25 protein-coding genes and 1 tRNA gene are annotated in these 26265 nt (G+C 45.7%); 18 read left to right on the forward strand and 8 right to left on the reverse strand.

Going from position 1 to position 26265, the window contains the following annotated elements:
* Window positions 1–26: 26 nt before the first annotated feature.
* Entirely contained in the window at window positions 27–470 is a 444-nt protein-coding gene (locus ACYQ05_RS00575) for an HIRAN domain-containing protein (RefSeq protein WP_459817508.1), read from the reverse strand.
* Window positions 451–3285, reverse strand: coding sequence for an excinuclease ABC subunit UvrA (gene uvrA, locus ACYQ05_RS00580; protein ID WP_459817509.1), 2835 nt, complete (start codon window positions 3283–3285; stop codon window positions 451–453). Before uvrA ends, ACYQ05_RS00575 begins: the two co-directional genes overlap by 20 nt.
* Before the next feature lie 146 nt (window positions 3286–3431).
* Here uvrA and ACYQ05_RS00585 point away from each other — a divergent pair, with 146 nt between their 5' ends.
* Genes ACYQ05_RS00585 through ACYQ05_RS00595 form a run of 3 tightly spaced genes read left to right on the forward strand, consistent with a single transcriptional unit; the run spans window position 3432 to window position 6380 of the window.
* A complete protein-coding gene (locus ACYQ05_RS00585) occupies window positions 3432–4247 on the forward strand; it encodes a hypothetical protein (protein WP_459817510.1) in 816 nt (271 codons plus the stop codon).
* Complete coding sequence (locus ACYQ05_RS00590) at window positions 4247–5143, forward strand: type II secretion system protein (RefSeq protein ID WP_459817511.1); 897 nt, start codon at window positions 4247–4249, stop codon at window positions 5141–5143. Before ACYQ05_RS00585 ends, ACYQ05_RS00590 begins: the two co-directional genes overlap by 1 nt.
* 10 nt (window positions 5144–5153) lie before the next feature.
* The gene (locus tag ACYQ05_RS00595) at window positions 5154–6380 is read left to right on the forward strand and encodes a type II secretion system protein (RefSeq protein ID WP_459817512.1); all 1227 of its coding nucleotides are present in this window, start codon (window positions 5154–5156) and stop codon (window positions 6378–6380) included.
* 667 nt (window positions 6381–7047) lie between these two features.
* On the opposite strand, the gene ACYQ05_RS00600 is transcribed toward ACYQ05_RS00595, so the two are convergent.
* From ACYQ05_RS00600 to ACYQ05_RS00610, 3 genes are all read right to left on the reverse strand, one after another.
* Window positions 7048–7617, reverse strand: a complete 570-nt coding sequence (locus ACYQ05_RS00600) for a prepilin-type N-terminal cleavage/methylation domain-containing protein (protein WP_459817513.1) — start codon at window positions 7615–7617, stop codon at window positions 7048–7050.
* 100 nt (window positions 7618–7717) lie between these two features.
* Window positions 7718–8794 carry an ATP-binding protein gene (locus tag ACYQ05_RS00605; protein ID WP_459817514.1) on the reverse strand — a complete coding sequence of 359 codons (1077 nt, stop codon included), beginning with the start codon at window positions 8792–8794 and terminating at the stop codon, window positions 7718–7720.
* Window positions 8795–9400 carry a response regulator gene (locus tag ACYQ05_RS00610; RefSeq protein ID WP_459817515.1) on the reverse strand — a complete coding sequence of 202 codons (606 nt, stop codon included), beginning with the start codon at window positions 9398–9400 and terminating at the stop codon, window positions 8795–8797.
* Window positions 9401–9531: 131 nt separating this feature from the next.
* Here ACYQ05_RS00610 and miaB point away from each other — a divergent pair, with 131 nt between their 5' ends.
* From miaB to lnt, 5 genes are read left to right on the forward strand one after another with little or no spacing between them, the layout of a single operon-like run.
* Window positions 9532–10947 carry a tRNA (N6-isopentenyl adenosine(37)-C2)-methylthiotransferase MiaB gene (gene miaB, locus ACYQ05_RS00615; protein WP_459817516.1) on the forward strand — a complete coding sequence of 472 codons (1416 nt, stop codon included), beginning with the start codon at window positions 9532–9534 and terminating at the stop codon, window positions 10945–10947.
* A 14-nt stretch (window positions 10948–10961) separates the two neighbouring features.
* Window positions 10962–11978 carry a PhoH family protein gene (locus tag ACYQ05_RS00620; RefSeq protein ID WP_459817517.1) on the forward strand — a complete coding sequence of 339 codons (1017 nt, stop codon included), beginning with the start codon at window positions 10962–10964 and terminating at the stop codon, window positions 11976–11978.
* Window positions 11975–12460, forward strand: coding sequence for an rRNA maturation RNase YbeY (ybeY, locus tag ACYQ05_RS00625; RefSeq protein ID WP_459817518.1), 486 nt, complete (start codon window positions 11975–11977; stop codon window positions 12458–12460). Before ACYQ05_RS00620 ends, ybeY begins: the two co-directional genes overlap by 4 nt.
* Window positions 12453–13301: a CorC family transporter gene (locus tag ACYQ05_RS00630; RefSeq protein WP_459817519.1), complete on the forward strand. Its 849-nt coding sequence runs from the start codon at window positions 12453–12455 to the stop codon at window positions 13299–13301. Before ybeY ends, ACYQ05_RS00630 begins: the two co-directional genes overlap by 8 nt.
* Complete coding sequence (gene lnt, locus ACYQ05_RS00635; protein ID WP_459817520.1) at window positions 13298–14887, forward strand: apolipoprotein N-acyltransferase; 1590 nt, start codon at window positions 13298–13300, stop codon at window positions 14885–14887. The genes ACYQ05_RS00630 and lnt overlap by 4 nt, the downstream gene beginning before the upstream one ends.
* Window positions 14888–14953: 66 nt before the next feature.
* Here the strand turns inward: lnt and ACYQ05_RS00640 are convergent, their stop codons facing one another.
* Together ACYQ05_RS00640 and ACYQ05_RS00645 are read right to left on the reverse strand one after the other, a co-directional pair.
* Window positions 14954–15601, reverse strand: coding sequence for a protein-L-isoaspartate O-methyltransferase family protein (locus ACYQ05_RS00640; RefSeq protein WP_459817521.1), 648 nt, complete (start codon window positions 15599–15601; stop codon window positions 14954–14956).
* A gap of 42 nt (window positions 15602–15643) precedes the next feature.
* Entirely contained in the window at window positions 15644–16366 is a 723-nt protein-coding gene (locus ACYQ05_RS00645; protein ID WP_459817522.1) for a VIT1/CCC1 transporter family protein, read from the reverse strand.
* 61 nt (window positions 16367–16427) lie between these two features.
* On the opposite strand from ACYQ05_RS00645, the gene ACYQ05_RS00650 reads away from it, so the two are divergent.
* Window positions 16428–19295: a PD-(D/E)XK nuclease family protein gene (locus tag ACYQ05_RS00650; RefSeq protein ID WP_459817523.1), complete on the forward strand. Its 2868-nt coding sequence runs from the start codon at window positions 16428–16430 to the stop codon at window positions 19293–19295.
* A 37-nt stretch (window positions 19296–19332) separates the two neighbouring features.
* On the opposite strand, the gene ACYQ05_RS00655 is transcribed toward ACYQ05_RS00650, so the two are convergent.
* Complete coding sequence (locus ACYQ05_RS00655; RefSeq protein WP_459817524.1) at window positions 19333–19764, reverse strand: Hsp20/alpha crystallin family protein; 432 nt, start codon at window positions 19762–19764, stop codon at window positions 19333–19335.
* A gap of 229 nt (window positions 19765–19993) precedes the next feature.
* Here ACYQ05_RS00655 and ACYQ05_RS00660 point away from each other — a divergent pair, with 229 nt between their 5' ends.
* The 9 genes from ACYQ05_RS00660 (at window position 19994) to ACYQ05_RS00700 (ending at window position 26243) form a co-directional block, all read left to right on the forward strand.
* A complete protein-coding gene (locus ACYQ05_RS00660) occupies window positions 19994–20638 on the forward strand; it encodes a peroxiredoxin (RefSeq protein WP_459817525.1) in 645 nt (214 codons plus the stop codon).
* A 127-nt stretch (window positions 20639–20765) separates the two neighbouring features.
* A tRNA-Asn gene (locus ACYQ05_RS00665) sits at window positions 20766–20841 on the forward strand.
* A gap of 171 nt (window positions 20842–21012) precedes the next feature.
* Window positions 21013–21783, forward strand: coding sequence for a molybdate ABC transporter substrate-binding protein (modA, locus tag ACYQ05_RS00670; RefSeq protein WP_459817526.1), 771 nt, complete (start codon window positions 21013–21015; stop codon window positions 21781–21783).
* On the forward strand, window positions 21783–22481 hold the full coding sequence (gene modB, locus ACYQ05_RS00675) for a molybdate ABC transporter permease subunit (RefSeq protein WP_459817527.1): 699 nt from the start codon (window positions 21783–21785) through the stop codon (window positions 22479–22481). Before modA ends, modB begins: the two co-directional genes overlap by 1 nt.
* The gene (gene modC, locus ACYQ05_RS00680; RefSeq protein ID WP_459817528.1) at window positions 22481–23557 is read left to right on the forward strand and encodes a molybdenum ABC transporter ATP-binding protein; all 1077 of its coding nucleotides are present in this window, start codon (window positions 22481–22483) and stop codon (window positions 23555–23557) included. The genes modB and modC overlap by 1 nt, the downstream gene beginning before the upstream one ends.
* Window positions 23554–24336: a heme ABC transporter ATP-binding protein gene (locus ACYQ05_RS00685; protein ID WP_459817529.1), complete on the forward strand. Its 783-nt coding sequence runs from the start codon at window positions 23554–23556 to the stop codon at window positions 24334–24336. The genes modC and ACYQ05_RS00685 overlap by 4 nt, the downstream gene beginning before the upstream one ends.
* A 61-nt stretch (window positions 24337–24397) precedes the next feature.
* Complete coding sequence (locus ACYQ05_RS00690; protein ID WP_459817530.1) at window positions 24398–24913, forward strand: sigma-70 family RNA polymerase sigma factor; 516 nt, start codon at window positions 24398–24400, stop codon at window positions 24911–24913.
* Between the two features lies 1 nt (window position 24914).
* Window positions 24915–25781 (forward strand): DUF3379 family protein, encoded by an 867-nt coding sequence (locus ACYQ05_RS00695; RefSeq protein WP_459817531.1) that lies wholly within the window; start codon window positions 24915–24917, stop codon window positions 25779–25781.
* A gap of 78 nt (window positions 25782–25859) precedes the next feature.
* The gene (locus tag ACYQ05_RS00700) at window positions 25860–26243 is read left to right on the forward strand and encodes a rhodanese-like domain-containing protein (RefSeq protein WP_459817533.1); all 384 of its coding nucleotides are present in this window, start codon (window positions 25860–25862) and stop codon (window positions 26241–26243) included.
* The last annotated feature ends 22 nt before the right edge of the window (window positions 26244–26265 follow it).

Below are 26265 nucleotides of genomic sequence, written 5' to 3' on the forward strand. Positions count from 1 at the left end.
TTAGCGACTATGCAAGCATACAAAATTTAGGGTTTGTTTTCTAGTTGTCGATTTTCATCATACCGATTAACTTTAAGCTGCTTATGTTGCGGATGAAAATATTTCCAGATGGGAAAGTAGCCTTTTAACCACCAGGGAAAGTGGTAGTGGATTTGGAGATCAAGGTGGTAGGGGGGCTCGCCCTTAATTTTTTTGAATGTAATTAGTTGTATTTGTTTATGTAACAGCAGAAATTGGAATCGAGCAGCTTCTGTTCTAGGGAGATAGCCCATCAGCACTTGGATGGGATCTCCTTTTTCATGATAGGTTTGCAAAAAAACCATGACCGCGTAGCGATCATAAGGGTTGTCCGGCTCGGCTTCAATCTGAAGAGGGCTCTGTAGGTTGATTTTCCCTTCTTCCCATAAGGCGCGACCGCTATAAAAAGCCCAACCTTTTAAAGGTAAGACTTCAGTCAATATTTTCGCCATATTGCGCTTTTTCTAGAATCGGTTTGAGGTAACGCCCTGTATGAGAAATGGGGTTTTGACTGACCGCTTCAGGTGTGCCGGTGGCAATAATCTCACCGCCACCAGAGCCGCCTTCAGGGCCTAAGTCCACAATCCAATCTGCGGTTTTAATCACATCTAAATTATGTTCAATAATCACAATGGTATTGCCTTGGTCTCGCAGGTGCCGAATCACTTTCAGTAGCAGGTCAATATCATGAAAATGCAGACCGGTGGTGGGTTCATCTAAAATATAGAGGGTGTTACCAGTGTCTTTTTTTGAAAGCTCTTTGGCCAGCTTAATGCGCTGCGCCTCCCCCCCGGAAAGGGTGGTGGCACTTTGTCCCAATTTGATATAGCCCAGGCCGACATCGATTAAAGTTTGCAGTTTACGGGCAATTACTGGAATGGCATCAAAGAAGGCGCGTGCATCTTCCACGGTCATTTCCAAGATTTCATGAATATTTTTGCCTTTATACTGCACTTGTAGGGTTTCTCGATTGTAACGCGCACCTTTGCAGACATCACAAGGAACATAAATATCCGGCAAGAAATGCATCTCTACCTTCACCACGCCATCCCCTTTGCAGGCTTCACATCGTCCGCCTTTTACATTAAAGCTAAAGCGCCCTGGGGTATAGCCCCTTGATCTCGCTTCAGGGGTGGCGGCCATCAGTTCACGGATGGGGGTAAAAAGCCCCGTGTAAGTGGCTGGATTGGAACGTGGTGTGCGGCCGATGGCACTTTGATCAATATTGACCGCTTTATCAAAATGTTCTAAACCGGTGACTTTTTGATAAGGGGCAGGGGTTTGTTCAGCGCCATTGAGTGCATTGGCCGCCACTTTGGAAAGGGTGGCATTAATTAAGGTGGATTTGCCTGAGCCAGAGACGCCAGTCACACAAGTTAAGAGGCCGGCAGGAATCTCTAGCGTCACATTTTTTAAATTATTACCCGATGCACCGATAATTTTCAGCCACTTGTCGGATGGTTTGAGCCGTTTTTGCGGAATGGGAATGGTGCGCTGACCGCTGATATATTGTCCCGTTAAAGATTTGGGGTTAGCTGCGACTTCGTCTGGGGTGCCTGCCGCCATAACCCGACCACCGTGAACGCCTGCACCGGGTCCAATATCCAGTACAAAGTCGGCGGCACGAATCGCATCTTCATCATGTTCTACGACAATGACTGTATTGCCTAAATCCCGCAAATGGGTGAGTGTGCTCAGTAAGCGATCATTATCGCGTTGGTGCAGGCCAATGGAAGGTTCATCTAACACATACATCACGCCCACCAACCCCGCACCAATTTGCGAAGCGAGCCGAATGCGCTGCGCCTCACCCCCGGAAAGGGTGTCCGCACTGCGATCTAAAGTGAGGTAATTTAAACCCACATTGACCAAAAAGCTTAAGCGCTGATGAATCTCTTTAATGATTTTTTCAGCAATTTTGCCTTTAGCGCCCGTTAATTGTAATTGACTGAAAAATTGGTGTAGCGTCCCCACCGGCAGATGGGTTAATTCTGGCAGACTTTTATCGGCAACAAAAACATTGCGTGCAGCTTCATTGAGCCGAGTGCCCTCACAGCTCTGGCACACTTGGGTGATGCGATATTTATCCAGTTCATCGCGTACCGTTTTGCTGTCGGTTTCCGCATAGCGGCGTTCCATATTGGGCAAAATGCCTTCAAAACGGCGAATATCTGCATAGCGGCCATGCGGCAACGGCAGTTTTTCATTTCCAGAGCCAAACAGAATAATTTTTTGGTATTTCGGATCCAATTGCGCCCAAGGAGTTTCCATATCAAAGCCATAATGGTCGGCCACCGCTTTGAGAATGTCATAATAATATTTATGGCGACGATCCCAGCCGCGAATCGCACCGCCTGCGAGGCTGAGTTCAGGATGAACCACCACTTTGTTTGGCTCAAAAGTCTCTTTGATGCCCAATCCATCACAAGCAGGGCAAGCGCCTTGAGGGTTATTAAAGGAGAAAATACGCGGCTCGAGTTCACTGATGCTGTAACCGCATTGCGGGCAGGCAAACTTTTCTGAAAACAGCAGTTCAAAGTGGTCCGATTCATCCATGGGGATGACTTTGGCAATGCCGGAAGCTAAGTTTAGTGCGGTTTCGAAGGATTCGGCAAGTCGCTGCTTTAAATCCGCGCGGACTTTAAAGCGATCGACCACCACCTCGATGGTATGTTTCCGATTTTTATCTAGCTCAATGGCTTGATCCAGCTCTTGCAACTCGCCATCAATGCGCGCCCGTAAAAAGCCTTGTGCTTGCAACTCTTGTAGGAGTGTTTGATGCGTGCCTTTTTTGTCTTGCACAATTGGTGCAACCAATAAAGCTTTGGTGCCTTCAGGCAGCTCCAAGGTTCGATCGACCATTTCGCTGACCGTTTGAGCTTTTAAATCTGTACCGTGCGTTGGGCAGCGGGGGGTGCCGGTGCGGGCAAAAAGCAGGCGTAAATAGTCATAAATCTCAGTGACTGTCCCTACAGTGGAGCGTGGGTTGTGAGAAGTGGATTTTTGTTCAATAGAGATCGCAGGTGAAAGCCCTTCAATATGATCCACATCAGGCTTTTCCATCACCGAAAGGAATTGGCGTGCATAGGCGGACAAAGATTCGACATAGCGACGCTGTCCTTCAGCATAGATGGTGTCAAAGGCTAAAGAGGATTTCCCAGAGCCGGAAAGCCCGGTGATCACAATCAGTTTATCGCGCGGTAGGGTGACATCAATGTTTTTTAAATTATGCGTTCGGGCTCCGCGAATAACAATCTCTTCAAGCATAAGCATCTCTTGGATAGGAAAAGGAGATTATACCATTATTCATTTTTTTACAGGCCATGCATAAAGAGTAAATTGATTTTACTCTTTAGTTTTTGTCACGAGCGCATATAATTGGTTTTATTTGCGATAACAGTGAGATTTACGAGATGGCGCGACGGGCAGAACGACAAAATGGGTATATCTTGATGGTCACGCTGATTCTTCTGGTGGTCGGCGCGGCCGTTTGGTTCTCATCGGGTTCGGTCAATTTGAATGCCAGAAGGGCGCATGCGGTTATGCAAGACCGTTTGGGGCAGATGGAGAAGATCAAAAAGACGCTGTTAATCTATGCGACAATGACGCCGACCATTATGCAAGCTAAAAACAAAAAAAGTCCTCCGCCATTGAATCCTGTAGAAAAGGTACCGGGACCAGGTTATCTCCCCTGTTGGGATACAGTTGGAGATGGCGAAATACACTGTAGTTTTACCGCTGGAGATTATCATCCGCACTATTTGCCGCAGCATATTTCCAACCGTCATTTTTATTTTGGAGAGCGCGCAAAACAGTACTATTTTGTTTTAGATCAGCGTTTTGCCATACAAAACAGCAGTTACAATAATAGTACAACAAAACGCTACGCGCCGCTCAATCCCGCAATCACGCCTGCGCCAAGCCTGCACTTAAATCAAGATGGAAAAAATTATGTGGCTTTAATTATCTATGCGCCAGATGGACTGGATGCGGATAATAATGATGGCGATACCGACTTTTTTTCTAAGACTGACGCTAATCCAGGCATCAATGACTTGATTGTTGGCATTACAGCAAGTGAATGGGCGAATATCGTGCAACGGCATGTTGAAAACTTAAAACCAGATCTTTGTAATACGGATGCATCCGAGAAATTTTGGTTTAATGATTATGATGCTGCAAATAATCCGACCGGCAGTAGTTGGCGTAGCTATTTGGGAGGATGCTGATGAATAAGATAAAAGGCTTTACCTTAATTGAGGTTGCGATTGCGCTGGTAATTATTGGATTGCTGATATCAGGGGGCACGTATTTATATGGTCAGCAATATACGCTTGGCAAAGTGAATAAAACACGTGAACAACTGGATCACATTCATGAGGTGATGCTGACTTTTGTCAAATCCAACGGTTTTTTGCCTTGCCCTGATACAGATGGGGATGGTTTGGAAAATCGCAACTCTGATGGTGCCTGTCGCTCAAGACAGGGGCGTCTGCCAGCGCGCACTTTGGGGATTGATGGTGAAGATGCATGGGGATCTCCTTTCTACTATCGAGTCAATGCACGTGCCGAAGATCGCGACCGAGTGACAGATATTTGTCAATCGGCCAGTGTATTTGGTGCGATTACTGCCAGTGGCGTGCCGCGTACCAAAGATTCAGATTTTGCCATGTGTCCAGATACCCACCTTTACTATTGCCGTGGATGTAGTGATGTGTGTGGTAGCTTATGTGATGTTCCTGAGGATCCAAATGATCCAGCTTCGCAACCGGATCCGAGACCGAATCTAAACGCGCCCCCTTATTTTCATACGAGTACCAGACCGGTTTCGTCAGAAAACGATGGCTTTAAAAATTTAACTATTAAGAGTCCTCAAGGCGATACGCTGCAAGAGGTAGTGGTCGCGGTTGTCGTCTCTTTTGGGAGGAATGGTTTGATGACATGGGGGAGCGTGAATGCGAACACACCCAGTTGCCCATTGAGTTTAACGTCTGATGAACGAGAGAATTGTGATAACAATACAACCTTTATCGATGGGCATAAAGCGATTGATGATTATTTAGTCGGCATTACATTAAGAGAAGTTAAACAAGCGGCCATTGAAGCGGGTTATCCCAAATATTAAGAGGTAAGGCATGAAACGGTTAGAGAAAGGGTTTACTTTAGTCGAAATCGCAGTGGTATTGGTGATTATAGGGCTATTTATCGGGGCTTCAATGATAACGCTTTCAGAGCAGAGAAAGAGCGTTAAGCTTAAAGAAAGTCAGGAAAAACTGATAAGTATTAAAGAAGCTTTATTAAACTTTGTTGTGGTCAATGGGTATTTGCCTTGTGCCGATGGCGATCATGATGGTCGGGAAGATAGAGATAGCACAAACCCTAAAAAATGTTTAACCGTTGTGGGTGAGGTCCCTTTTGAGAATATCGGACTCAGTTTGGCGAATGTGACCGATAGTTATCACAATAAAATTCGTTATGCGATTAATACTGAGACAACGGATGCGCAAAAAATATGTTATGACAATGATCCAACGGGGGAGAGTCAGCATTCAGCAAACTATTTCTGTGCTGTCAATGCGCCTAACTTTACGCTGCAAACACCGCCTACCGCTTCAGCGCCTAGCACTGGGGATTATACCATTTGTGATGATGTGGATGATTGCAGTTCAGGTTTAAATGTGGCTTTAGATCAAGCTTCTGTTGTTTTGGTCGCCTTTAATCAGGATGGTTATCAGCAGATTCATAACTGTAATAGCATTAGTGGTGCAAAAGAGAAGCAAAACTGTGATACCAATCAATATTATGTCAAAGGCACTTACCATGGTGAAGTGACAAACTTTTTTGATGATGAGATTGTTGGCATCACTGGTTATGAAATTAAACAAAAAGCGATTGCTTCAGGTGTGAGTTTATCTAACGGTTTCGAAAGCTCGAATGGGGGGACAGGCGGAGACAACAACGGAGACAATGGTAAGAACTGCGATGATTTGAGCAACTGGAGCAGCTGGAGCGATTGGCGGCGCAACTGTAATAAGTGGTGGAACAACGGAAACCACGGAAACCACGGAAATAATGGAAACAACGGAAACAACGGAAACAACGGAAACAACGGAAACAACGGAAACAACGGAAACAACGGAAACAACGGAAACAACGGAAACAACGGAAACAACGGAAACAACGGAAACAACGGAAACAACGGAAATAACGGAAATAACGGAAATAACGGAAATAACGGAAATAACGGAAATAACGGAAATAACGGAAATAACGGAAATAACGGAAATAACGGAAATAACGGAAATGACGGAAATGACGGAAATGACGGAAATGACTGGTGGTATAACTGGTGGCATAACTGAGGCACCTGAAAGCTTTATTTCCCTTTTGGTTTCCACTCCCATTAAATAACTGTTTAATCTTAAATTATACACCCAGCTTGGACGCTTAAGGTTCAAGCTGGCTTTCCGCTAAAGGGTTAAAATGATCCAAGCCATCTTTTAATAATACTTGTCTAGAAATATTATCGAGTCTGTTATTGCGCAAACGCTAGCCTTTCTTGACTGTACACGCCACACCGCTAACATTTATCGCACCTATACACATCCGTAGCGACAGTGGGGAGACTGCCTAGTATTACAAGCAAATGCTTAATAGGCCAGAGCTGACTGACACAATAAAGTGTCATCACTTTTTTATGCCTAGACCTTTCTCTTTAGTTTTCGCCAATTCTTTTCTCAACGGTTCAAATTTTTCTGGAGTGATATAGGCTTGCTGTAAGGAATTTTGTGGTTGTAGTCGCCGATCTATGACTACGGCACTGACCAGATAAGCCGATTCTTGATCGGTTTTGACTTTTTATGGCCATAGGAAGTGTGGTATGCGAGACCTGTTTTCTAACCAAAATCTAATATTGGAAGTTTTATAGAGCATCGCACCTTTTCACATTTACGGCGGTTACTTGTGTTTGGAAAGAAATAAAAAACCACCCCGAAGGGTGGTTTTGAAAGCATTTGCTTATTTTATGAATTAGCTAGCAGAAACACAGATCCAAGAGTTACCAGCTGTTGTTGGGTAATCTGTTTGATCATCTCTTCTCATAGAACCTGTGGCTCCATTGCCATCATCTCGTTTTTGATCGATTTCTCTGGCAACTTCATTAGGAAGAAGTGTGCAAACCACCGTGCCAGATAGCCCAGCAAAATTGGTTCTGACATATGTTTGCATGCCATATTTATTTAATAAACGACCATTAGGGGCTGCTTGATATCCACCTAATAGCCCAGCTGCCGCCATATGTTCCCAAATATATTGATTACCTTCAGCATTGCTAAAGGTGCCATTTCCATTACCATCATGATTGGGGTCTGTACCTAAACGATTGCTAGCTCCTGGATCATCTCCAGGTAGATAGCCAAAACGATCTTGATAAGTATTAATCGCGGCAGTAATGCCATCTATTTGTTGCATCTCTGACTTAACTTTTGCACTCTTAATCAACTCTTGACCTTTAAGCACACCGCCCAAAAGTAACCCAATAATGACCAATACAATGGCAATTTCGACCAAGGTAAACCCTTTTTGTTTTTGTATAGACATCTTTCGATCCTCCATTTCATTGACTGAATTGTTCAGGCCACCCCGAACGTTCAATTATTATTATAGGGAGGGGATTTTGAATAAAAAGAGTAAAAATTTTTTACAACGAGATTTTTTTCGGTATTTGGATTTGAAACCCTTGCATTGAGCCTTGAGTGATGAATTCGATTGAGCCATTAATTTTTTTCAAAGATTCTCGGGCAATAAAAAGCCCCAGTCCTAAACCACTCTCGCTGGTGGTCCAGAAGGGTTGAAACATTCTAAAGGATTCCACTTTTTGCGTGAAGGGTTGGTTTTGCATGAATTTAATCAAAACTTGCCCTTCTGTTGACTCAATTTCAATATTGACGGTAGGATTTTGCGTGTGTCGTTTAAAATTATCGAGCACATTTTGAAAAACGACTTCCAGCAGCTCTTTGGGCGCTTGAAGATGAATGTCGCCTTTGATTTGACACTCTAGCTCGAGTGCCTGGCAATGGTGTTGAATAAAATCAGCGAGCGCTATGGGGGTTTGTTGGAGCAGATGGGCGCCTGTTGAGCGCACAGGCGAGGTAATGCGTTGGGCACGATGCAGTATGGCAGGAAGCATGTTTTTCAGGCGTTCAACCAGTTTGATTTTAGCTGAATCGGTGTCTGCATTTTTGACCAGTGATGAGAGGAGTTCAATAAACTGCGCAAGATTTTTGGTGTCGTGTTGAATAAAGAGTTGATAATCTTCTAAACGCTTTTGGCTGAGGAGGACTTGGGCCACTTGAGCGCTGATATTGGATTGGATAATCATTTGCAGCGTCTGCACCACGGTTTCGGCGCATAATTTTTCTTCATTGCGAAGCGGTGCGGTTGTTAGGGTGATGTCACCCTGAATGGCGCCCTCTTTGAGGGGGATATGATAAGTTTGTGGGCCGTTTTCGCCAAAATGTTGATGATAGGGTTCATCATACCAACTGAGATCGATGGTGAGGCTTTTAAAGCCATATTTCTGTAATATCGGCCACACTTGATTTAAAAAGGTTAAGGCGTCATGGCTCGCTTGCTGATTGAGTTGATAGAGTTCGTTTAAAATTTTTTTCAGTTTTTGCGCTTGGTGTCGTTGATAGAGTGCGGCAAAAAAAAGCGTGATGCCCAAAAGCACAAAGCCAATGGGGAGCAGTTCTTTCCATTCAAGGTTAGCGAGCACTTATTCCTCCTCGCGTTGAATATGGTATTTTTTGATTAAATAGTAGACGTTTTCTCGCTTAAGATTGAGGCGTCTTGCCGCTTCATGCACATTGAATTGGGTGTCATTGAGCACCTGTTTGAGCAACTTATATTCAGCTTGATTGCGGGCAGATTTGACCCCTTCGCCTAAGGGTAAATCGAGCGCGACTTTTTGAATGCCTTCTTGCTGTTTGAGTTTTTGGGTTTGTTGGTAGAAGAGTTCTGCGCGTTTGACAGCAGCCAGGAGTTGGTCAGCGGTAATGGGTTTGGATAGGAAGTCAAAAGCGCCATGTTTGATGGCTTGGTAGGCGGTGGTTTCAGCCTCTTGGCCTGTTAATACGATGACTTTGCACGCTAAGGCCGCTTCCGTTATTTTATCTAAAACTTTTAAGCCTTCTTCAGGGGTATGTTCATGCGGTGGCATGCCCATATCTAGTATGACGACTGTGATGTCTGTTGCGTGATGGATGAGCTGTTGAATGGCCTCTTGTGCATTGGAAGCGGTGAGTACCGAGTAGTCGTGGGATTCTAAGGTTAAAGCTAAGGTTTCACGAATGGAGGCATCATCATCAATGACCAAAATCATAAATCGCTCCGAACTATTGGGCTCAAGCCATTTAACTATAACTGTTTTAGAAAGTAAAGTGCGTTGTTGCAGAAGTGTTGAATGAGCTTTGATATAATAGTGACTTAATTTTGAAATGGATTCAATTGGATATGAGTGCAGTATTTGACGGTGGTCTGATCATGAAAACCTATGGTTGTCAGATGAATGAATATGATTCTGACAAGATGGTGCAGTTACTGAAAAGAACCCATGGTTTAAATCTGGTGGAGATGCCAGAGGAAGCGGATGTATTAATTTTGAACACTTGCTCTATACGCGAAAAGGCGCAGGAAAAGGTGTTTGATGAATTAGGACGCTGGAAAAAGTGGAAAGCGGAAAAGCCCAATCGTATTATTGCTGTAGGCGGATGTGTGGCTTCGCAAGAGGGGGAAGAGATTCGTAAACGGGCACCGGTGGTCGATGTGATTTTTGGCCCACAAACACTGCACCGTCTGCCCGCTCTGATTGATGAAGCTTTAGATTTGCGCCACCAAAATAGTGAAGATAAAAAAATCAAAAAACGGGCGGTGATGGATATTTCGTTCCCAGAAATTGAAAAGTTTGATCGTTTACCCCCGGCGGAATCCAATGGCGTCTCGGCGTTTGTTTCAATTATGGAAGGGTGCTCTAAATACTGCACTTTTTGTGTGGTGCCCTATACACGTGGAGAGGAGTTCAGTCGTCCCTTTGAAGATGTGATGCAAGAGGTGAAACAGCTGGCGGCGCAAGGGGTGCGGGAAATTAACCTGTTGGGGCAGAATGTGAACGCTTATCGGGGTGAAATGGCAGATGGAGACATCGCAGATTTGGCGGTGTTATTACATGCGGTGGCCGCTGTGGAAGGCATTGATCGCATTCGTTTTACCACTTCACACCCCATGGAGATGACGCAAAGCATTATCGACTGCTATGCTGAGATTCCTGAGTTGGCTTCTCATCTACACTTGCCGATTCAATCTGGGTCTGACCGCATTTTGGCGTTGATGAAACGTAACCATATGGTGGTGGAATATAAATCCATTATTCGTAAAATTCGGGCTCTGCGCCCCAATTTACGCCTGTCGGGAGATTTTATTGTTGGTTTTCCCGGGGAGACGTGTGATGATTTTAATCAGACGCTGGCACTGGTGGAGGAGTTGGAATACGACCGTTCATTTAGTTTTATTTACAGTCCTCGCCCTGGCACCCCAGCGGCCAGTTTGCCGGATGATGTGGATGCGCATAAGAAGAAGCGCCGCTTGCATCGATTGCAGCAGCTGTTGAACGAGCAGACTCAGGCCATTAGTCGCTCTTTGGTTGGAACCACGCAAAAAGTTTTGGTGGAAAGACTGTCGCGCAATGATTTTGAAGAGGTTTCAGGGCGCACTGAGTGTAATCGTGTGGTGAACTTTAAAGGCGCTCCGGATTTAATTGGTCAGTTTGTGGAGGTTGAGATTACAGACGCTTATACTAATTCATTAAAAGGTAAACTGGTCGCCACGCCTGAGGCAGACCGTTTTGCCCCTCGTCAATATTACGCCGTTTAGGAGAATTGTTTTCTTTGACTACGCTGCATCGTATCCACTTTAAACTCACGCCAGAGAATAATGAAGCCTTACAGAATCTGTGTGGTTGGCACAATGAGCATCTGTCTCAATTAGAGCTTCGGCTTGGAGTCGAAATCAATAATTTGGGCTTTGACTTTCATGTGACCGGCTTGGCAGAGCGCTTGGTCACCGCTGAACAGGTGCTGTTGGATCTGTATCAAATGGCGCAACAAGAAACCTTGACGCCTGACCAGGTGCATCTTAGATTGCATACCTTGGGATTTGATGAAGCGCTACCGGCCTCGCAGCAGCAGAAAATACTTAAGCTGCGCCGTAAGGTATTAAAAACGCGCAACCCTAATCAATCTCAATATATTGAAACCATTCAAAAGCATGACATCAATTTTGGCATTGGACCTGCCGGAACGGGGAAAACCTATCTGGCAGTGGCGTGTGCGGTGCAAGCATTGGAAAATGAAACCGTGCGGCGCATTATTTTGACCCGCCCTGCAGTGGAAGCGGGGGAAAAGTTGGGCTTTTTACCTGGAGACCTCAGTCAAAAAGTGGATCCTTATCTACGGCCGCTGTTTGATGCGCTATTTGAGATGCTGGGATTTGAAAATGTGGAGCGTTTGATTGAGAAAAATGTGATTGAAATCGCGCCTCTAGCCTTTATGCGCGGACGCACGCTAAATGAATCTTTTGTGTTGTTGGATGAGGCGCAAAATACCACCACAGAACAGATGAAAATGTTCTTAACCCGTATCGGTTTTGGGTCAAAAGCGGTGATTACGGGGGATATTACGCAGTGCGATCTTCCCAGGCAGCAAAAGTCAGGTTTGCGGCATGCAATTGAAGTGCTGGAAGGGGTGCCAGATATCGGCTTTACTTTTTTCCAAGCAAAAGATGTGGTTCGCCATTCATTGGTACAGAAGATTGTGCAAGCGTATGATGCGTTTGATAAAAGAGCGGCTCAAGATCGGCAAAAACGTTATGAAAGTCACGTCCAGCAGACAGGGAACAGTGAATGATTGAACTGGAAATGCAGTGGGCGATTGAGCCACAACCCATCCCCACTTTTGAGCAAGCACAGCAATGGGGGCAGGCCGCACTCTTACCTGAAAATCAACCATCGGATTGGCAAGTGACGCTCAGAATTGTCGATCCGAATGAAATTCAAACTTTGAATCGCACCTATCGACAAAAAGACCGTCCCACCAATGTGCTCTCTTTTCCTTTTGAGCAGCCTGTCGGGTTGGCAGAGCCAGTACCTTATTTAGGGGATTTGGTGGTCTGCGCCGAGGTGGTGGCGCAAGAAGCGCACAGTCAACAGAAATCTTTAACCGCCCATTGGGCGCATATGGTGGTGCATGGCATGCTCCATCTGCAAGAGCTGGATCATATGACAGAAGCGGAAGCCGAACAGATGGAAGCACTGGAAATACAGATCTTATCTCAGCTCGGTTTTGAAAATCCCTATTTACTCAAAGGAGCGTCTACCCCCCATGAGTGACGAAAAAAGTCGCCTAAACTGGTTGCAAAAAATCTGTAAAAAATTTTCAGGCAGGCCTAAGTGTCTCCAAGATTTGATTGAGATATTAAAAACCGCAGAAGTCGATCAGGTCATTGATCGGGATGCGCTCCAGATGATTGAAGGGGTATTGGAAGTTTCACAAACACGCGTGCGTGAGGTGATGGTTTCCCGAGCGCAGATGGTGTTTTTAGAGGAATCCCAGCCGCTGGATGAGGTGTTGGCAGTGATGTTGGACAGTTCTCATTCTCGGTATCCAGTGTTAAACGAAGCACGGGATGAAGTGGTGGGCGTTCTGTTGGCCAAAGATGTGTTGCGAGCGGTCGTGAAAAATACCTTGCAGAGCGAAGAAGATTTAAAAGCCATTTATCGCGCGCCGATGCTCGTACCTGAAAGTAAACGCTTGAATGTTTTACTCAGAGAGTTTAAAGCGAGCCGGAATCATATGGCCATTGTGGTGGATGAGTATGGCGCAGTGGCGGGTCTAGTGACGATTGAAGATGTGTTAGAGCAGATTGTCGGTGAAATTGAAGATGAGCACGATGATGAAAATGAATATATTCAGAGATATCATCAAGGGGGCTATCAGGTGCAAGCGACGACCCCTTTAGAGGTGTTTAATGCGTTCTTTCATGTGCAATTAAAAGATGAACATGTCGAAACACTGGGCGGATGGGTGGCCAAGCAGTTAGGACATATTCCACAAAAAGGTGAACAGCTCAAGCTAGCGCAATTTAATATTGAAGTCCTCAAAGCGGATCAAAGACGGGCAGAGCTGTTTAAAGTACAGCCTCTAGAAACCCAGCCTGAGGCGCAATCGTGAACCTTCCTGCAGAACGACTGCGTCAAAGACGTCCCTCGAAAGACAAGCGCGGAGGGTTAAGCCGTTTTTTTTCCCTGTTTAATCCCAAGCGCGCAGAAGGGAAAGCTTTTGCCTTAGGGGGCTTTGCGGTCCTTGCCTTTGCACCCTTTGAATTTGCGCCCGCAGCGTTACTCAGTTTGATTGGACTGTTTTGGTTGTGGGGGCAAGCTGAGACGGCGAAACAGGCGTTTAAAATTGGGTTATGGTTTGGCTTGGGACTGTTCGGTTTGGGTGTCAGTTGGCTCTTTTCGAGCATCTATATTTATTCGCATGTCGCTTTGCCTTTAGCGATTTTAGCGACACTGATTTTTATTCTTTTTCTCTCGCTTTATATGGGTTTGGCAGGCGCTTTAGCCAGGGCGTTTTATCATCCTAGATTGACCAGTATTTCTTATGTGGTGCTGTTTCCTGCAGTTTGGGTTTTAGTTGAGTGGTTGCGCTCTACGCTGTTTGGGGGGTTCCCTTTTTTAATTTTTGGGACGTCTCATGTGGGCACCTGGTTGGATGGCTATGCCCCAGTTTTTGGTGTGCTGGGTGTCAGCTGGGTGTTGGCGATCTCTGCGGGGGCAATTTTGTGGATGATCACACGTCAGGCCTGGACTGGCGCGAGCTTGATTATGGCCGTTATTTGGCTGGGGGGCTCGGCTTTGCAAGAGGTGCAGTGGGTGAAGCCGAAAGGCGAACCGATCAAAGTGGCTTTGGTTCAGGGCAATATTCCACAAGACCAAAAGTGGGAGAACCAGGCCTTTTTCCCAACCTTAAAAAAGTATGTGACAGCCACTAAACAGAATTTGGATGCCGATATTGTCGTTTGGCCGGAGACCGCCGTGCCGGCTTATTATGATGTGGTGGCCAAGGGGGCGTTGAAACAGTTTATTCAAGATGCGCAGCTGTTGGAGACCGATATTATTGCTGGCATTATTACCCGAGAAGCGGATCATATTCATTACTATAATGCCATTGTGAATTTTCATCATCCAGCACAAGAGTACCGTAAGCACCATCTGGTTCCCTTTAGTGAATACTTTCCCCTGAGTGACGCCTTTTATGCCTTAACTCAGCTGTTTGATATTCCCTTTTCTCAATTTACCAAAGGGGCTTATCCGCCGAAGACGATGAAGTTGGCAGGCCATGAAGTCGGGTTGTCGATCTGTTACGAAACAGCTTTTGGAGAGGAGTTGGCGGAATTAATCCCCCCAGCGGAATTGATGATTACCATCAGCAATGATGCCTGGTTTGCGCACACTTTAGAACCTGCGCAGCAGTTGCAAGAGGTGCAGATGCGGGCTTTGGAATTGGGACGCGAATTTGCGCGAGCCACGAATACCGGTCTTACGGCGATAGTGGATATTAAAGGTCAGATTAAACAGCAAATACCTCCCTATCAATTTGGCGTTTTAAAAGGTCAAGTTCAGCCTTATGAAGGTGAAACTTTCTTTGCCAAATGGAAACAGCTGCCAATTTTGATGGTGTTGTTAAGTATTTTTGGGGCTTATTTTGCCCTGCGTTTTATTGCGTTTGGGAAAATGGGGCGCATAAAACAATAGCATTAGGTCGGGTATCAGTCCTGCTAAAATTTTAGCAGGACACAACAATCTTGACACAATGTCTCTTTAAAAGATAAAGGTCTCTTTGGGCTCTGCATCTATAAGAGGAGTCATCACGGTTTCAAATAGGTCCTCTTGATCCCATTCATCATAACTGATTCGAGTATAGAGTTGGGAGGTCATAATGGGCTCTGCCCCAGTGGTCACCACTAGGCGCCCGCCTAAATTCAGCTTTTCTAAATAACGTTGAGGCACTTCAGCAACGGAACCGGTAAGGATAATGGCATCGTATTGCTGTCCATCATTCCAATCTTTAATCGCATTGCCGATATGATAATCGATATTCGCAAAGTGCTCTAATCGCTGTTTGGCGGTGGCTTGTAGCTCTGGATAGAGCTCAACAGTGGTGACCGTTTTCGCTAGGCTGGCTAAGAGGGCCGTGCCAAAGCCGCTACCGGTACCAATTTCCAAAACAGATTCTTCCTCATCAATATCCAAAGCTTGTAGCATCCGCGCCTCCACTTTGGGATGGAGCATATTTTGTCCATGAGGCAGAGGGAGTTCAATATCCGAGTAAGCAAGGTTAATCTGGTCTTCCGCAACAAAGTCGTGTCGAGGAATGGCGTGAAATAAATCTAATACTTTGGGGTCTAACACTTCCCAAGGCCGAATTTGCTGTTCAACCATAAAAAACCGCGCTTGCTCTAAATCCATTATCCGTTCCTTACAAAGTTTAAAATAAATAAGACATTATACTCAAAGCGGTACATGAAACAAAGAGCCGACATAGGCGGTGACGGCCATGGCCGCTGCGCCCCAGAAGCCAACACGAAGGGCACCTTTAATCATACTTGACCCACCGACTTTGGCCGCCATTGCGCCCAGTAAGGAAAGTAATAGCACTGCAATCGCAGAAATGATAAAGCCCGATTCAGCCAGTGTCATTTTGTCTAAGGGTAATAAAACCACCAGAATAACAGGGAGTATGGCCCCAATCGAAAAAGAAGCGGCAGAAGCTAAGGCGGCTTGAATGGGGTTAGCGCTATTGGTTTCGGTGATGCCAAGTTCATCTCGGGCGTGCGCTTCAAGGGGATCTTTTTCCATTAACTGTTTAGCCACTTCCATCGCCAGCGCTTCACTTAAGCCGCGTTGTTGATAAATCAAAGCCAACTCTTCTAATTCATGTTCCCAATTATGTTCAAATTCATATTGTTCTCGGGCTAAGTCTGCTTGCTCACTGTCAGCTTGTGAGCTGACCGAGACATATTCACCTGCTGCCATCGACATCGCACCGGCTACGGCAGCGGCGACACCTGCGACTAAAATATCATGGGTGCTGGCACCTGAAGCAATGACCCCAGCGATCACACTGGTGGTGGAGATAATGCCATCATTGGCGCCCAAGACGGCAGCGCGCAACCAACCCATACGGTGCACATAGTGTTCTTCCATATGCAAATCGAGTTCTTCTTGATTCATGAGGTTTCCTTTTTGCAATATTGTTTTTACAATAAAAACTATTCTACTTGAGTTGCAGCAGATGACCAATCAAAAAATCTATCTTACCCCCAATAGCCGTCTCAGCCAGCAGTTAAAACAGCAGTGGGCGCTTGAACAGGGGGCACAGCCGTCGGTGGTCACATTGCCGATGGTGACCAGTTTGTCTCAATGGTGGCAGCAGCTCTACCAAACGCTGTTGTTTTTGCCAACGGAGCAACCGCTATTTGAGGCTTTACCGAAACGGATTCTGTCTGATTTTGAGGCGGTTTTGTTGTGGGAGAAGGCGCTGGAGGCAGAGTGTCAACGTCAAGAGGTGGTATTGATGAATACCGCGGCCACGGCGAAGCAGCTATACGAGGCGTGGCAGTTATGGGCCGAGTGGTGTTTGACGGAACTTCCAGAAAATCAAACGCCATTAGAGGCGGTCAAGGCTTTTGAAATTGGTTATGCAACACCTGAATGGCAGCTGTTCCAGCGAACCTTATTTGCCTATTTGGAAACCTTACAACAGCAAAACCTTTGGGATGGCACGATACAAAAACTGGAAATCCTTGCAGCGTTAAAAAAATGGCAAAAAATGCCAGAATCCCCAGTCCTGCCAGGGATTCCAATGGAAAATTGGGTGTTGGTCGGTTTTGATGAGCGGACACCTTTCCTCAACAAATTGTTGGATTGGTTTGAGGCGCAGGGGGGACAACTACAGCAGCAAAACCCAAGTGTTGAACCTCAGCAGATAGCAATTTATGCGGCGACCGATCCGCTGAACGAAATTCAGCAGGCAGCGGTATGGAGCGTACAACAGTTGATTGAAGCCCTTTCAGATGCGCAAGCCACGTTGCCGAAAATCACCTTGGTGGCGCCACAGGTTTCAGAGTATGCAAGTGGGTTTATCAGTGCCTTGGAAGCGGTGATCTTACAGTTGCCGGATGAGACTCGGCAACAACTCAAACAGCAGTGGGATTTAGATCACCCAGCGACTTTTTATAATATTTCGTTGGGGGAGCCGATGACGGCGCTGCCACTGATTCAGAACGCTTTAGATACGTTGCAGCTGTTTTTATTGCCCTGGCAGTCGGTGGATTACACCTTATGGAGTCGCTGGTTGACTTCACCCTTTACCGGTTTGGGCTCAGCCGAGCGCGGCGCGCGTCATCAGCTGGATGTGGCTTTGCGTGAAAAGCAGTGGCCGCATTTTAAATGGCCGAAACTCCTCAAGGCCGCTGAAAAGCAGTTTGCAACCTTTACCCCCGAATTAAAAACCGCATTACAACAACAGCTGAAAGCGCGCGCGCCGCAAGCGCCCATTTCTGCTAAAACCTTTGTGGAACGGGTGCATGACACCTTAGCTCAGAGTGGTTGGGGTCAGGGGCGCAGTCTGGATACGGTTGCTTTTCAGCAGAAGCAGAAGTTTGAAGCGGTGCTGCAACAGTTTGCACGACTGTATGATGTAGGCAGTGACGGGCAGGCGGGACGATCGGTTCAAGCGTGGTTGCGTTTATTGCATCGACAGTTGTCAGAAACCCTATTTCAGGTGGAAACGCTTGGTCAGCCACCGATTCAATTAATGGGTATGTTGGAAGCGGGCGGACAGACTTTTGATGCGCTGTGGGTATTGGGGATGCAGGATGAAGTCTGGCCACGCCCAGCCAATCCAAATCCGTTTTTGCCGATGGCGATACAGAGACAGCACCACCTGCCGCGCAGCACGGCGCAAAAAGAGCATGAATATGCGCTACAGGTGACAGAGCGCTTACTTAACAGTGCCCCGTGTTCGGTTTGGAGTTATGCCAAGCAGATTGGCTCGGCAGAATATTTAATTTCCCCGCTTTTAGCGCGTGGGGCTTTTACCGAGGCATCTGTTTACTCGCCACAAGATTATCAAACCCTATTGATTCGTCAACAGCAGCAAGCGGTGCCGTTAGATTATGTGGTTGATGATCAAGCGCCTGAAATGGCAATGGGATCGCTTGTCTCTGGCGGAACCGGTATTCTGGATGCCCACCGTAAATGCCCATTGATGGCGTTATTGGACTATCGCCTGGGGGCACGTTATGGTTTGCGGGCGGTGGAAGAGGGAATTCAAGCCAATTTTCAGGGCGAAATTGTGCATGAGGTACTGGAAAAGTTCTGGGCAAAATATCGAACACAGGGTGCTTTATTCAGTTTGACAGTAGAAGCATTGCAAGAAGCCGTGGTAGCGTTATTGGATAAGGCTTTGGCGCCTTATCAGGATTATTTTGCGACGCATTATTTGCAGATTGAGCGAGCGCGTCTTTTACAGTTGATCATGGAGTGGCTGCAGTTGGAAAAAACACGGCCAAGCTTTGAGGTCCTGCAGACAGAACAAGGTAAAGAGGTGGAGATCGCCGGGTTGCGGTTTCGCATTAAGGTGGATCGCGTCGATCAGGTAATGGGAGAGACGTTATTGCTGGATTACAAAACTGGACGACCATCGATTAAAGATCTGCTAGGGGAGACGCTGCAAGCGCCGCAATTGGCCACTTATCTATTTCCCGATATGGATGAAGATCCCAGTGAAGTGCTGGAAAAGGTGGCTGGACTCGGCTTTGGACAGCTGCATGCCGAAGGGGTTAAATTTGAAGCGGTCGTCAAAGAAGAGGGGCTATTGCCCGAAAAGCCATCCGTTAAAGTTTTTAGTAAAGAAATCGAAAAGTTGGCACAAAAAGAAGAAAAAGCTCGACAGGCGGGAGAGCATTTTGCGGCTCAGTATCCTTTAGGTTGCAACCGCTGGGCGGATTACTTAGAAGCGCTTAAACAGGGTGTCGAAGCTTTAGCCGCTGAAATTAGACAAGGTCAGGCACCTATGCAGTATGAAAAGGTGGCGGATTTACACTATGCGTCTGCACAGTTGGCCTTGAGAGTGCCTGAAGCGGAAAGACAAAAATAAAAAAGCGGCACTTAGGCCGCTTTTAATGGGATTGAAATTATTTGATTTCGATGCGTTTTGAAACGTCAGGCTCATTCACTTTTGGAATGACGATTTCCACAACACCATTCTCTTCTTTTGCCTCAATGTGTTCTGCATCAACATTTTCAGGCAGAGTGAAAGTGCGTTGGAATTTACCAAAAGTGCTTTCCACTAGATAGTAATCCTCTTTTTTCACCTCTTCTTTGTGTTTACGTTCACCAGAAACCGTTAATTTATTGTCATTTAATTCGACATTAATGTCTTCTTTCTTCACGCCTGGCAAGTCAATTTCAATATAGTAATTTTTATCATCTTCACGTGTATTCACTGCTGGCACAAAGCTGGTGACATTGGTATCACTCGCTAAGGCGGGTTGCCATTGTGCAAAACGCTGTTCAAGTTCACGTAACTCTTTAAATGGGTCAAAATTCTTAACAACTAAGCTCATCATGTACCTCCTTCTTCTTTTTAAAATCAATTGTTTCCTGCATTTCCTTATTTGGTGATGTTCTTGTTTTTTTCAAGTGGAAAAGTGAAAAATTTTGACAATTTTCTCAATAGAAAAAAACAATTAACAAACTCAATTTGATAGGTTGAAAATAATATTTACAGCGCCATAATAGAGAGGTCGAATAGACATTCACCCTGAGTTTAATCAAGAGAAAGGAGCGTACAAGATGGAAAATCAAGTTGCTGGACTACCTAGAATTCATGAGCCTGCCCCACACTTTGAAGCGGTTACCACCCATGGAGTCAAAAAATTGGAAGATTATCGTGGCAAGTGGTTGATCTTATTTTCACACCCTGCCGATTTTACACCTGTCTGCACGACAGAGTTTATGGCATTCCAGAATCATAAAGCACAGTTTGATGCACTCAATTGTGAATTATTGGGACTCTCAATTGATTCAGTGCATTCGCATAATGCTTGGATTCTTAATATTAAACAGCACTTTGGGGTTGACATTGAGTTCCCAATTATTGCCGATCTTGATATGAAAGTGGCGAATGCTTATGGCATGATTCATCCTGGCGCAGCGGATACTTCAGCCGTACGTGCCACTTTCATTATTGACCCTGAAGGTATATTGCGCGCAATGGTTTATTATCCAATGAGCAATGGCCGTTCAATTGATGAGTTTGTGCGTCTATTGACAGCGATTCAAACTGCAGATGAGAACGGCGTGGCCACACCAGAAAATTGGCAGCCTGGAGAGAAAGTCATTGTTCCTCCACCTGCTACGACTGAAGAAGCAAAAGCACGCTTAGAGTCAGATGAATATGAGTGTGCAGATTTTTACTTCTGTAAAAAGTCTATATAAGCCGGATCGTTTGAGGAAGGGATAAGACAGTTTGAAATGAGGGTGTAATTTTTTTAAAAAAAAGTTGCACCCCATAAAAATTTCCCTATAATACCCACTCATCAAGCGATACAGCTGAAAACACTAATCCCCAATAGTTCAGTTGGTAGAACACCGGACTGTTAATCCGTATGTCGCTGGTTCGAGTCCAGCTTGGGGAGCCAAATTCTAAAAAGCCCGTTTTTCAACGGGTTTTTTATTCTCTAAATAAAACGTCTGCGCTTCTAAAAACCTGCCCAACCCCGCCTTGATTTCTATTTTGGGATACAATAGAAAGACTTCGGATTGCTTTGTACTGAGTGAGTGCGATGACGCATTTGAGGTAATGCTTTTAAATGGGAGATTTTAGCGTGCAGGACGATCGAAAAATTATCGCCGCTCTATTGGGGCTTATCATCAGTTTTTCCGCTCAAGCAGGCAGTTTGACGATTGCGGCCGCTTCCGATTTGAAGTTTGCCATGTCTGATATTCGCCAGCTGTTTTTACAGCAGTTTCCCGGCAATAGGTTGAATATGGTGTATGGTTCATCGGGAAAATTTGCGCAGCAGATTGAGAATGGTGCGCCTTATGATCTCTATTTTTCTGCTTCCATTGAATATCCGCAAAGATTAGTGAAAAAAGGTTTGGCTGCAACTGAGCCTAAGCTTTATGCCATGGGTAAGATTGTGCTTTGGAGTCGGGAAGTGGATGCGTCAAAGGTCTCTTTAAAAGCGCTGGCCACGCCTCAGTTTCGACGTATCGCGATTGCCAATCCGAAACATGCCCCTTACGGTTTGAGAGCGAAACAAGCGCTTCAGGCAGTCGGGGTTTGGCAAGCAGTGAAGCCTAAATTAGTGATGGGAGAAAATATTGCTCAAACCGCGCAGATGATTGAGATGGGAGGCGCGAAGATTGGGATCATTGCTTTGTCTTTGGCCTTAAGTCCTCAACTTTCGCGACAAGGACACTATGGATTGATTCCACAAAATTTGTATCAGCCACTCAAGCAGGCTTATATTGTGACCCAGCACGGTAAATACAACCCCTTGGCTTTTCAGTTTGCGCAATTTATGCAAACCGAGAAGGTTAAAAGGGTGATGAAAAAATATGGATTTGAAGTGCAGTAATGGATGGATTGGGACTGAGTCATGATGAGTGGCAGAGTATTGTCCTCACCTTAAAGTTGGCGACCTATACCAGTGGCATTCTTCTGTTTTTAGGCTTTCCATTAGCGTGGTGGTTGGCGTTTTCGCACTCTCGATGGTCAACTTTGGTCTCAGCCGTGGTGGCTTTACCCTTGGTGCTTCCGCCGGCGGTATTAGGATTTTATCTGTTGATCGCATTAGGGCCTCATGGTTGGGTCGGTCAAACCCTTCAGGACTGGGGATTTCATCATTTGGCTTTTAGTTTTGAAGGAATTTTAATCGGTTCTATTCTCTATTCACTGCCTTTTGCTGTTCAGCCTCTGCGGGATGCTTTAGCGACCATGCCAAAAACACCGATTCAGGCTGCGGCCACTTTAGGCGCCGGTCCGATCGATCGTTTTTTTACCGTGATTTTGCCTTTAATTCGTACTGGCGTTTTGTCGGCATTGGTGATCGTGTTTGCCCACACGCTGGGTGAATTTGGGGTGGTTATTATGTTGGGCGGTTCCATTCCTGGAGAGACGAAGGTGGTCTCGATTGCCATATATGATTATACACAAGAGCTCAATTATGAAGCGGCTCACCGTTTATCAGCCATCTTATTGGGGTTCTCTTTCCTGATTTTGGCGCTGTTTTATGCGATTAACCATCGATTTATGGCGCCCTCAAGGCCACGTTGATGATGCTCAGTTTCAATTTATCGCTACACTATCAGGATTTTCAACTGCATACCGGCCAGGTATCTCTACCGTTATCGGGGGTGACGGCCATTTTTGGTCCCTCTGGGTGCGGAAAATCGAGTTTGATGCGGGCGATTGCTGGTTTGGAAAAAGCCGAAGGTGAAGTTCGGTTTGGGGAAGAGGTTTGGCAGCAGGCGGGGTTTTTTAAACCGGTGCATTTGCGACGGATTGGCATGGTGTTTCAAGATGGTGGACTGCTACCGCACTTAACTGTACAACAAAATCTCGCCTATGCCATTAAACGTGCAAAAGCCATTTCATCACCTGTAGAAGCTTGGATTGAGCGCTTTCAGCTTCAGCCTTTATTACACCAGTATCCTCACACCTTATCTGGGGGCCAGGTTCAAAGAGTGGCGATGGCTCGGGCACTGCTGGCTAAGGCCAAAATTTTGATGTTAGATGAACCCATGTCGGCGTTGGATTGGCAGAGTAAAAATGCGCTCATTCCTCTAATTAAGCAGGTGGCAGAGGAAGATAAGATTCCGATTTTATTGATTACGCACTCTCCAGATGAGGTCTTGCGGTTGGCCGATCACCTGTTGATGATGAACGCCGGTCGGGTGGAAAAAATGTGTCGCTTGCAGGAAGCCTTGTCGGATCCTGATTCACCTTTATTTGACCATCAAGGCGCCGTCTCTGTTTTGCAGGGTCAATGGCAGAGCCATCCTGGTCAGTCATTACCCGGTATGCAGGCGGTGCAGGTGGGCCAGCAATGTCTTTGGCTGCCCAGTAGCGATCGAAGCAAAACGCAAACACAAACCGTTCGCCTGCAAATTTTCGCTAAAGATGTGGGGGTGGCATTGGTTGAACCGCAGGCATTAAGTATTGTGAATCACTTACAAGCAAAAATTGAGGCATTGATTCCGCAACCGGAGCATAAGGTGTGGGTGAAGCTTATATTGCCGGATCAGCAAATATTTTATGCAGAAATCTCCGCTTATTCTTGTGAACGGTTGCAATTGAAAGTTGGCCAGTCGGTGTTTGCCTTAATTAAGTCGGTGAGTGTGGGGATATGACCGCTTCTGCGAATGGCTTTGTCGTTAATCATCTAGGCGTTAAGGTGGCGGATCAACGCTTGTTACAAGGGATTGATTATGCTTTTCAACCCGGCAGGATTACGGCAATTATTGGAACCAATGGTGCCGGAAAAAGTACCCTATTACACTGTTTAAGTGGTGATTTGTTGCCATCGGAAGGGGAGGTGTGCTTTCAAGGACGACCGTTGACTCAATGGCCCATTCCAGAGTTGGCCGAATATCGAGCGGTATTAACGCAGGGCGTCGATTTCGCCTTTCCCTTTACGGTATCAGAGGTGGTGGCTTTGGGGTTGGAAAGCGGGAACCTTTCCAATTCACAACGCGAACAACGTTTACAGGCACTATTGGACGATTTTGATTTAGGCGCATTAAAAGATCATAGTTACCTAACGCTTTCTGGGGGTGAAAAGCAGCGGGTACAGTTGGCACGGGTGTTTGCCCAGCTCTCTCCTGAACAATTTGATCAAAGTTGGCTGTTATTAGATGAGTGGTCTGAAGGGTTGGATTTAAAACATCAAAAACAGGTTGGACAGCAGATTCGGCAGCTTGCGGATAGAGGGGTTGGGGTGGTGATGATTCTGCACGATTTGCATCTGGTCAGTCAGTGGGCAGATGAATGCTTGGGCTTGCAAAGGGGGCGTCTGCTGGCCAAAGGTTCGGTGCCAGAAGTGTTGCAGAGTGAAACCTTAAGCCAGCTGTTTGAAGTACCGATTGAGGTCTCTTATCCCCATGGTAGAATCTGTATTCAAGTGAAATAAAAATTGGATGTGACGGTCTATTACACGACTCCCTTAATTGATTTAATCAGAGGCGTGCAAGATGCAAGATAAACGCAAATTTTTTGAACAATTGGTGCGCACCTATAGTACCGATTTGTATCGTTATGCCTTTTGGTTAAGTAAAAACCAGACGATTGCAGAAGATTTGGTGCAAGAGTCTTTTTTACGCGCTTGGCGCTCAATTGATCAGCTGCAAGAGGATAAATCGGCCAAAGCTTGGCTGTTGACCATTGTTCGAAGAGAAAATGCACGGCGATTTGAGAAATATTCACCAGTCGTTTTGGAATTGGAGGAAGCTTTGGCTGAAGAGGGCGTTGAACGAGGCCCATTGGAAAATTTAGAACAGCAGCAACTGTATCAAGCGGTGATGCGGTTGGAAGAAAAGTATAAAGAACCACTCTTGCTGCAGTTAATTATGGGGTTGACCAATACGGAAATTGCACAACAGCTTGGAGAATCCCAAGCAACCATTAATACGCGACTGTTTCGTGCACGTCAGAAAGTGAAACAAGCTTTTAAAACCTCCCCTGAAGATAAAGTGGTAAGAGAAAAGTAAAATGCATGCTGAAGAGAAACAGAATAGAACTCAAGATTCTTCTTCCATAGAAGCCCTTGATACCTTTACCTTTCATCAGAGGTTAATGCAGGATCCTGAACAGTTGGATGAGGCGCTATTGGCGTATTTAATGGCGCATCCAGAACAAAAACAGAAGGTACAAAAAGCCCGAAAAATGAACCAGCAGCTTAAAGAGACACTAAACAGTGTGCCTGTGCCGGAAAGGCTAGCAGATAAAATTTTATTGCAAACCGTACCGTCTGAAAATACGGTTATCGGATGCTTAAAAACAGTGGTTACGCTCAGTTGGCATAATCTACAAAAAGCGATACAAGGCATCCAGTCCAAGCTTGCAAGAGAAAAAGTCTATTGGGTGGCGGGCAGCGCCCTAGCGTCTTTTATCTTGATAGTGGTGCTGATGCCTCAATCTCTCTCATTGAACGATCACCAGAAGCGAGTCGAAATTGAGCAAGCGGTGGTGACTCATGTCCAGAGACATCCGGAGCTGATTCACGCCTCACAAAAGGTGAGTGAAAAGCAATTACGGGCAGAATTATCTGCCTATGGTGCCAGTTTAGCGCAGCCGATGGATTTTGTGACCCATGTCTCCGAATGCCGTATTGGGGGGATTAAAGGATTGCATTTGGTCATTCAAAGTTTCAGTGGACCGGTGACGGTGATTATGTTGCCAAAGGTGACGGTTTCAGAGATGGAGGCTTTTAAACAGTCTGGTTTCCAAGGCGCCTTAGTGCCGGTTAAAGGCGCAACCCTTGCAATCGTTGGCAATAACCTCACCCAAATTGGGTGGGCGCAGATGGTTATGCTAGATCATATTCATTTTGGGGTGAAAGCAAAATCTTCTCTTTAGCGCATTGAATTTTAGGGCCGGTATCCCTATATTTAATAAAGCAGTTAAGTTAATTTAAAAATCGAAAAGGAGAGAAAAATGGCTACAGAAAATTTAGCAACCATTATTGAAAATGATGTGCAAAAAGACAATTTGGGTATGGTTGATCTGCATAAAACGCGCGAGCTGTTAATGGATGTAGGCGCGATTCTTTTGGATGTACGTCCAGAGTCAAAAGTGAGCGGTGAAAATGCGCAAGAAGCGGGAATTATGAATGCTTTTTATACCCCTTATACGCAATTTGCAGATTATTTGGATCTTTTACCTGAAGATAAGACGTCACCAATTGTTGTAGGTTGCCTCAAGGCTTGGTTTGCCAACCGAGTGATGGGGTACTTAGAGATGATGGGATATAGCAATGTATTTGTTATGCAAGACAACATCGAAGCCTTAATTGAAGTGCATCACGCGCACGCCGACTAAGCGGAATTTTTAGATTCCCATG

It is taken from the genome of Galenea microaerophila (genome assembly GCF_054657255.1).